Source organism: Micromonospora sp. NPDC052213 (assembly GCF_040679695.1).
Taxonomy (GTDB): domain Bacteria; phylum Actinomycetota; class Actinomycetes; order Mycobacteriales; family Micromonosporaceae; genus Micromonospora.
Window position 1 is genome coordinate 1 of sequence record NZ_JBFAVI010000240.1, and the last position, 8063, is coordinate 8063.

Consider the following 8063-nt stretch of genomic DNA (forward strand, 5'->3'; position numbering starts at 1 on the left):
TGCCCGCCCAGTCGTGGTGTCGCCGAACGGTGGAGAGGATGAAGTCGACCACCCGACGGGAGGTGTCCGCCGCAGCCGGCACCTGTTCGGGTACGGCCCGAAGACCCTGGCCCGGATCCTGCGGATGGGGCGCGCCCTGGCGCTGGCCCGCGCCGGCACCCCGCTGGCCGAGGTGGCGGCCCGCTGCGGGTACGCCGACCAGGCCCACCTCACCCGCGACGTGCGGGACCTGGCCGGGGTGCCGCCGACCGTCCTGCTGTCGCGCTGAGCGAACCCGGTCCAGACCTCGGTTCCGGCCCTGCGCGGGCGGGCCGGTCCGGCCCGCGCGGGCGGACCGCGCTCACCCCTGTGCGAGCGGGGCGAACAGGTCCACGCCGTTGCCGTCCGGGTCGCGTACCACCGCGTACCGCTGGCCCCAGTCGGCGTCCCACGGGGGCAGGTGGCCCGGGTGGCCCTCGGCCACCAGTTCGGCGTAGAGCCGGTCCACCTCGGCCGGGTCGGCGCACCGGAACGCGAGCCCGGCCCCGCCGCCGCCCCCGGGTTTCCAGTCCGGGTCGAAGGAGCGGACGGTGTCGGCGGTGTCCCAGGCCAGCCGGAGGCCCCCCGGCAGGGTGACCTCCACGTGCGGCTCGGTGTCGGCCTCGGCCGGGATGTCGAGGCCGAGCCGGCGGTAGAAGGCGAGCGCGCGTGGCAGGTCGCTGGCGACCATGCCGATGAGATCCAGTGTCGGTGCCATGCCTGCCACGGTAGGGGCGGCCCCGGGCGGGCGTCTTGAACGAAACGGACGCCGGGTGGAGTGTCCGGTGTGGCCTTCACGGCGGGGACGATCGGCGTACGGTGTGAGACAAGTCCGGCTTTCCGGCCAAATCCCTCATAGGGTGCGACCGGGCGCGCCGGCGGTCGAGACGGCGAGGGAAGGAGCGGTCGGTGGAACACCTGGCCTACCTGGACGCGGGGTCCGGCAGCCTGATCGTGCAGGCGGTGGTCGGCGGGGTGGCCGGCGCCGCGGTGGCGGCCAAGCTCTACTGGCGGCGGCTCGTCGACCGCTTCCGCCGCCAGCCCACCGACCACCACTGACCCGGCGATGGTGACCCCCCACACCGGCGTGCGCGCCGAGCCCGGGTCGTTCCGCGACCCGGCCAACCGGGTCTTCCACCTCGGCGACGACGTGCTGCGCGGGCTGGACGAGCGGGCCGCCCGGGAATGGCGCGCACTGGCCGCCGCCGAGTTCTTCCCGCCGCTGCTCGCTGCCGGCAAGGTCTGCGGCACCGAGCCGGTCGAGCCGGCGCGGGTGCCCACGGCCGCCCGGTGGGCGGCCGTGCTCCGCCACGAGCGCATCCCGTTCGTCTCGCACCCCTACGAGTGGTCCTTCGCCATGCTGCGGGACGCGGCGCTGCTGCACCTGGAGATCCTGCGGGCGGCGCTGCCGGCCGGATTCACCACCAAGGACGGCTCGGCGTACAACCTCCAGTGGCGGGGGACGGAGCCGGTCTTCATCGACGTCGGCTCGTTCACCCCGGCGCGCGACGGCGAGCCCTGGGCCGGCTACCGGCAGTTCTGCCAGACCCTGCTCTACCCGCTGCTGCTCGGCGCCCACCTCGGGCTGGACTTCCAGCCGTGGCTGCGCGCCCGCGTCGACGGGATCGAGCCCGACCAGATGCGCCGGCTGTTCGGCGGGACGCGCCGGCTGTTGCCCGGCGTGCTCACCCACGTACACCTGCACGACGCGATGCAGCGCCGCAACGCCCGGGCCAGCACCGCCGACGTCCGGTCGCAGCTACGGGCGGCCGGCTACTCCCAGGAGCTGGCGCTGGCCACCGTACGCGGGATCGAGAAGCTCGTCCGCCGGCTGGAGCACCGCCCGGCCGCCAGCCACTGGGTCGACTACCAGCGCACCTGCGCGTACACGGCCGACGACCGGGCCACGAAGGAACGCTTCGTCGCCGAGGCGCTGGCCGAGCCGCCGCGTCCCCGCCTGGCGCTCGACCTCGGCGCCAACGACGGCCGGTACGCCCGGCTCGCCGCCCGGCAGGCCGACTACGTCGTCGCGGTGGAGCAGGACCCGGCCGTCGTGGACGGGCTCTACCGGGCGCTGCGGGACGAGGGCGAGCGGCGGATCCTGCCGCTGGTGATGGACCTCGCCGACCCGTCCCCCGGCGGCGGCTGGCGGGGCGTCGAGCGGGCCTCGTTCGCCGGCCGCGCCCGGGCGGACGTGGTGCTCGCCCTGGCCGTGGTGCACCACCTGGCGATCGGGCGCAACGTGCCGCTGACCGAGGTGCTGGACTGGCTCGTCGGCCTCGCCGCCCCCGGCGCCCGGATCGTGGTGGAGTTCGTCCACCCCGAGGACCCGATGGCCCGCCGGCTGCTGGCCAACAAGCCCGAGGGGATCTTCCCGGACTACCGGCGCGCCGAGTTCGAACGGCTGCTGGAAACCCGGTGCCGGATCGCGCGCCGTCTCGACCTGCCCTCGGGCACCCGGACCCTCTACGCGGCGGTCGTGGGTGGCTGAGCCGGCGTGCCCGGCGGACGACGCCGCACCGGCCGACCCGCCGCCGGCGTCCGGGCGGGGCGGCCGGTCGCCGGGCCGACGGGCGGAACTCGGCCGGCTGGCGGAGGTCGCCGCCCTCGTCGGCCTCGTGGTGACCCAGCCGCTGCTGGACGTCCTCGGCCGCAGCCCGGACTTCTTCCTGTTCCACCGGGCGGACCGGCGCGAGATCCTGCTGCTGGTCGCACTGGTCGTCCTGGTGCCCACGGCGGCCGTGGCGCTGCTGGGCGCGCTGTCCCGGCTGGCCGGGCGGGCCGCCCGCTCGGTGACGCACAGCCTGCTGGTCGGGCTGCTGCTCGCCGCCCTGGCCGTGCAGGTCGGCCGGCACGGTACGCCGCTGCGGGGCGTACCGCTGCTGCTGGTGGCGGCGGTGGCCGGCGCCGCCGGGGCGGTCGCGCACCGGCGGTGGCGCGGGCCCGGGCGGGTGCTGCGGCTGGCCGCCGCCGGCCCGCTGCTGTTCGTGGGGCTGTTCCTGTTCGCCTCGCCCACCTCCACGGTGGTGCTGCCCCGCGGCGAGGGCGGCGCGGCCGGGGCGGCCGGGCCCGGCAACCACCCGCCGGTCGTGGTGCTGGTCCTCGACGAGCTGCCGCTGGTCTCCCTGCTCGGACCGGACGGGCGGGTCGACGCCGCCCGGTACCCGCACTTCGCCGAGTTGGCCGCCGGCTCCACCTGGTACCGCAACGCCACCGGCGTCGCCGGCTGGACGCCGTACGCCTTGCCGGCGATGCTCACCGGTCGGTACCCGCAGCGCGCGGCGGCGCCGCACTACTCGCAGTACCCGGACAACCTCTTCACCGCCTTTGGCGGCCTGTACGACATCCGTGCCGAGGAGAGCATCACCCGGCTCTGCCCGCCCAGTCGGTGCGAGTCGCCGGTCACGCCGGAGCAGGGGATGGGTGTGCTCGTCCGGGAGACCGGCGGGCTGCTGCGCCGCCTCGCCGGCCCGGTGGACAGCCGGGTCGACCCGGAGGACTCCTACCGGGAGCGCACCCGAGCCGAGGCGGGCATCGACGACGCCGAGCCGGTGCCGGCGGACCCGAAGTTCCGCTGGGACAGCCTGAACGCCAACCAGCCGGCCCGGTTCACCAGTTTCCTGGCCGGACTGCGGCCGGCGTCCCGGCCGACGCTGCACTTCCTGCACCTGCTGATGCCGCACTCCCCGTGGGCGTACCTGCCGTCCGGGTCGCGCTACGACGCCCCGGAGGACCTGCCGAACGACGGCGACGGCTGGGTGGAGCTGGCCCACCGGCGCCACCTCGCGCAGCTCGGCTACACCGACCGGCTGATCGGGGAGACCCTGCGCACCCTGCGGGAGCGCGGCCTCTACGACGAGGCCCTGCTGGTGGTCACCGCCGACCACGGGGTCAGCTTCACCAAGGGCGCCCAGGGGCGCGGGATGGACGCCCTCCGGGCCGCCCCGGACGAGGTCGCCTGGGTGCCGATGTTCGTCAAGACCCCCGGGCAGCGCGCCGGGCGGGTCGACGACCGGAACTGGCAGCACGTCGACCTGCTGCCCACCATCGCCGACGAGGCCGCCATCCGGCTGCCCTGGCGGGTCGACGGCCGGTCCGCCCGCGAGGCGCCGCGCGCCGAGACGGGCAAGGTCTTCTACGACCGCCCCGGGGAACCGACGCCCATCCCCGGCGGTGTGCCGGCCCCGCCCGCGCCGCCCGCGCCCCACCCGCTCGTGGGCACCGCCGTCGGCGACCGTCCGAACGGCGGCCCCGCCCGCGTCGCCGGCCTGTCCGGGTTCCGGGCCGTCGACCCGGACACCGGCCGGCTGCCGGCGGCGGTCTGGGGCGACGTGCCGGACGAGGTGCCCTCCGGCACTCTGCTGGCCGTCGCCGTCAACGGCCGGGTCGGCGCCGTCGTGCCGGTGGTCCCCCGGGACGCCGGCGGTCGCCGCTTCGCCGCCCTGGTCGCCGACGACCGGCTCTTCCACGCCGGGGCGAACCGGCTGGACGTCTACCGCGTCGCCGCCGACGGGGGGCTGCGCCGGCTCGACCTGTCCTGAGGCGCTGCGGCCCGCCCGCGACGGGCGCGCCCTGCCCACCGCGGCGCGCGCCCTGCCCACCGCGGCGCGCGCCCTGCCCACCTGTGACGGCGGCCGGCCGGTAGCGTTCCCATGTCCACGCGGGCACGGGCGGCCCCGCGTGCCCGAAATGGACGGGGTTTCCCGGCCCGCTGGTCGGGAATCGGGTGACGCAGACCTCACCGCCGAACCACGGCGGGCGGTATCCCCGCGACCGTGATTACGGTAAAAGCGAAGGCAATTCAATGCAGATCTGCCGGCGAAGCGAGGGACCACATGACGGAAGTCAAGCTCGATCACCCCGGTGGGCAGCTTTCGATGCCGGTGCAATCCGCGGTCGAGGGCCCCGCCGGCATCGGGGTGGGCAAGCTGCTCAAGGAAACCGGGATGACGACGTACGACCCTGGTTTCGTCAACACCGCGGCCTGCTCGTCCGCGATCACCTACATCGACGGCGACGCGGGGATCCTGCGTTACCGCGGGTACCCGATCGAGCAGCTCGCGGAGAAGTCCTCGTTCCTGGAGGTCTCGTACCTGCTGATCTACGGTGAGCTGCCGAGCCAGCAGCAGCTGACCGAGTTCACCGAGCGGATCCGGCGGCACTCCCTGCTGCACGAGGAGATGCGCCGCTTCTTCGACGGCTTCCCGCGCGACGCGCACCCGATGGCGGTGCTCTCCTCGGCCGTGAGCGCCATCTCGACCTTCTACCAGGACAGCCTGGACCCGTTCGACTCCTCGCACGTCGAGATGTCCACGGTCCGGCTGATGGCGAAGGTCCCCACCATCGCCTCGTACGCCTACAAGAAGTCGATCGGCCAGCCGCTGCTGTACCCGGACAACTCGCTGGGCTACGTGGAGAACTTCCTGCGGATGACCTTCGGCGTGCCGGCGGAGCCGTACGAGGTCGACCCGGTCATGGCCAAGGTGCTGGACATGCTGTTCATCCTGCACGCCGACCACGAGCAGAACTGCTCCACCTCGACCGTGCGGCTGGTCGGCTCCAGCAACGCCAACCTCTTCGCCTCGGTCTCGGCCGGCGTGAACGCGCTCTTCGGCCCGCTGCACGGCGGCGCCAACCAGGCCGTGCTGGAGATGCTGGAGAAGATCCAGGCCGACGGCGGCGACGTCGCGTCCTTCGTCCGCAAGGTGAAGGACAAGCAGGACGGCGTGAAGCTGATGGGCTTCGGCCACCGGGTCTACAAGAACTACGACCCGCGCGCGGCGATCGTGAAGAACGCGGCCCAGGACGTGCTCGGCCGGATGGCCAAGCCGGACCCGCTGCTGGACATCGCGATGCAGCTCGAGGAGATCGCGCTGGCCGACGACTTCTTCGTGTCCCGCAAGCTCTACCCGAACGTGGACTTCTACACCGGCCTGATCTACAAGGCCATGGGCTTCCCGACCAAGATGTTCACGGTGCTCTTCGCGCTGGGCCGGCTTCCCGGCTGGATCGCCCAGTGGCGCGAGATGATCAACGACCCGGAGACCAAGATCGGCCGCCCGCGGCAGATCTACACCGGCTCCTCGCAGCGGGCGTACGCCCCGTTCTCGGAGCGCTGACCTCCGCCCCGCGCACCGCACACAGGCCGCCGACCCCGCGAGGGTTCGGCGGCCTGTCGCCCTGTTAGGGGAGGAGCGTGCCGGTCACGCCCTGTCGAGCTGCCCCGTCGACGAGACCACCCAGACGGCACGCGACGAGTGCGGTGCCCGTTAGCCGGCCGGGTCCCCGCGCCGGTCAGCGCAGGCCGGCGGCGGCCAGCAGGTTGCCCTCCGCGATGGCCGGCAGGGCGCGGCCCCGGGTCATCCGCTCGGCGGCCCGCTCGGCGGTGAATGCCGGCGCCGTGGCGATCGCCGCGGCGTAGGCGGCGGCCGTGCGGTGCGCGATCGCCGTCCAGCCGTACCGCTCGTGGACCATGGCGTGGGCGCGGCGGGCCAGTTCGCGGGCCCGCTCCCGGTCCGACAGCAGGGCATGCACGGCGTCGGTCAGCCCGTCCGGGTCGTGCGGCCGGAAGGTCATCCCGGTGACGCCCGGCTCGACGATCTCGGCCAGCCCGCCGGTCGCGGCGACCGCCAGGGGCGCGCCGGCGGCGGCGCCCTCCAGGGCCACCATGCCGAACGGCTCGTAGATGCTCGGCACCGCGAAGCAGTCCGAGGCGGCCATCACCGCGGGCAGGTCGGTGCCGCCGAGGAAGCCCGGGAGGCTGACCGTGCCGGCCAGGCCGAGACGGTGCACCTCGGCCTCCAGCTCGCCGCGGTACGGGCCGTCGCCGACGATGACCGCGCGCAGCCCGGGGTGCCGCTCGCGCAGCCGGGGAAGCCCGGCGATCAGGTGCTGCACGCCCTTCTCGTAGACCAGCCGGCCGGCGAAGGTGACCAGTGGGCCGTCCCCGGCGAACCGGGCGCGGGCCTGCGCCACCGCGGCCGCCGGCGCCCGCCAGCGGTGCGGCTCCACGCCGTTGGGCACCACGTCGACCCGGCCGGCCGGCACGCCGAACAGCCCGGTCACCTCGTCGCGCATGTAGCCGGAGCAGACGATCACCCGTCCGGACTCGCCGGCCAGCCAGTGTTCGACGCCGTGGATGGTGCGGTTCATCTCCTCCGGCAGCCAGCCCTGGTGCCGGCCGGCCTCGGTGGCGTGGATGGTGCTGACCAGCGGGATGTCCAGGTGCTCGCGCAGGGTCATCGCGGTGTGCGCGACGAGCCAGTCGTGGGCGTGGATCACGTCGTACGAGCCGGCCTCGGCGGCGCGTAGAGCCGTCCGGGTCAGCGTGTGGTTGAACGCCATCGTCCAGGCGAGCAGGGAGGAGGTGGCCAGCGGGAAGGTCACCGGGTCCTCGGCGGCGCGCAGGATGCGGACGCCGTCGGCGTACTCCTCGAGGGGCGCGCCGTCGGCGTGCCGGGTGACGACGGTGACCTCGTGCCCGGCGGCGGCCAGGGCCACCGACAGGGCGTGCACGTGCCGGCCGAGCCCGCCCACGAGCACGGGCGGGTACTCCCAGGAGAGCATCAGGATGCGGCGGGTCTGCGGGGGCGTGCCCGGCCCGGCGTGCGCCGGGACCTGGGGCCGGGAGGTGAGGGTGGGCCGGTGGACCCGACCCGGGGAGGTGGTGGGCTGCTCGCCGACCCGCAGGGTCGTCACATCAATCTCCGTCCATGCATGAAGGTGCGCGCCGGCAGCGGTGGCGGCGAGACAGTGGTGGGGGTGGCCGAGGGGCCGAGGGGAGACGCGCGTGCGCGTCCCGTGAACAAGCAAAGGGCATCGAGCCCGATCCCGCATCTCGAAAGGGGCGAAGGTGACGGAGGACACCCGCAGCTCCGACCCGTGTCAGTCGGGTGGATTCCGGGCACCCACCGAAGGGTGGAAACGCACAACCGCCGAAGGGTGGATGGGTAGCCGAGCATGCGCGGCGAGCGCCGACGCGGGCGCCAGCGACGACACCGGCCGCCGACCCCCGGGGGCGGGGGCGGCCGCCGGGGGCGGGGGCC

7 protein-coding genes are annotated in these 8063 nt (G+C 74.7%); 5 read left to right on the forward strand and 2 right to left on the reverse strand.

Features of this window, described 5'->3' with window-relative positions; translation table 11 throughout:
* A partial coding sequence (locus AB0L34_RS31675; RefSeq protein WP_363709088.1) for a helix-turn-helix domain-containing protein occupies positions 1-268 on the forward strand: 268 nt, incomplete at its 5' end.
* A gap of 72 nt (positions 269-340) precedes the next feature.
* Here the strand turns inward: AB0L34_RS31675 and AB0L34_RS31680 are convergent.
* Entirely contained in the window at positions 341-736 is a 396-nt protein-coding gene (locus AB0L34_RS31680) for a VOC family protein (RefSeq protein WP_363709090.1), read from the reverse strand.
* A 191-nt stretch (positions 737-927) separates the two neighbouring features.
* Here AB0L34_RS31680 and AB0L34_RS31685 point away from each other — a divergent pair, with 191 nt between their 5' ends.
* From AB0L34_RS31685 to AB0L34_RS31700, 4 genes are all read left to right on the forward strand, one after another.
* The gene (locus AB0L34_RS31685; RefSeq protein ID WP_357463791.1) at positions 928-1077 is read left to right on the forward strand and encodes a hypothetical protein; all 150 of its coding nucleotides are present in this window, start codon (positions 928-930) and stop codon (positions 1075-1077) included.
* Positions 1078-1084: 7 nt separating this feature from the next.
* Complete coding sequence (locus tag AB0L34_RS31690) at positions 1085-2509, forward strand: class I SAM-dependent methyltransferase (protein WP_363709092.1); 1425 nt, start codon at positions 1085-1087, stop codon at positions 2507-2509.
* Positions 2502-4559 carry a sulfatase-like hydrolase/transferase gene (locus tag AB0L34_RS31695; RefSeq protein WP_363709094.1) on the forward strand — a complete coding sequence of 686 codons (2058 nt, stop codon included), beginning with the start codon at positions 2502-2504 and terminating at the stop codon, positions 4557-4559. The genes AB0L34_RS31690 and AB0L34_RS31695 overlap by 8 nt, the downstream gene beginning before the upstream one ends.
* A 294-nt stretch (positions 4560-4853) precedes the next feature.
* Positions 4854-6137 (forward strand): citrate synthase, encoded by a 1284-nt coding sequence (locus tag AB0L34_RS31700; RefSeq protein WP_363709096.1) that lies wholly within the window; start codon positions 4854-4856, stop codon positions 6135-6137.
* A gap of 175 nt (positions 6138-6312) precedes the next feature.
* Here the strand turns inward: AB0L34_RS31700 and AB0L34_RS31705 are convergent, their stop codons facing one another.
* Positions 6313-7716 (reverse strand): glycosyltransferase family 4 protein, encoded by a 1404-nt coding sequence (locus AB0L34_RS31705; protein ID WP_363709098.1) that lies wholly within the window; start codon positions 7714-7716, stop codon positions 6313-6315.
* Between the last annotated feature and the right edge of the window lie 347 nt (positions 7717-8063).

Excerpts from the sequence above, each read along its gene's own strand:
- AB0L34_RS31680 (WP_363709090.1), bottom strand. The coding sequence starts at position 736 with ATGGCACCGACACTGGATCTCATCGGCATGGTCGCCAGCGACCTGCCA.
- AB0L34_RS31700 (WP_363709096.1), top strand. The coding sequence starts at position 4,854 with ATGACGGAAGTCAAGCTCGATCACCCCGGTGGGCAGCTTTCGATGCCG.
- AB0L34_RS31690 (WP_363709092.1), top strand. The coding sequence starts at position 1,085 with ATGGTGACCCCCCACACCGGCGTGCGCGCCGAGCCCGGGTCGTTCCGC.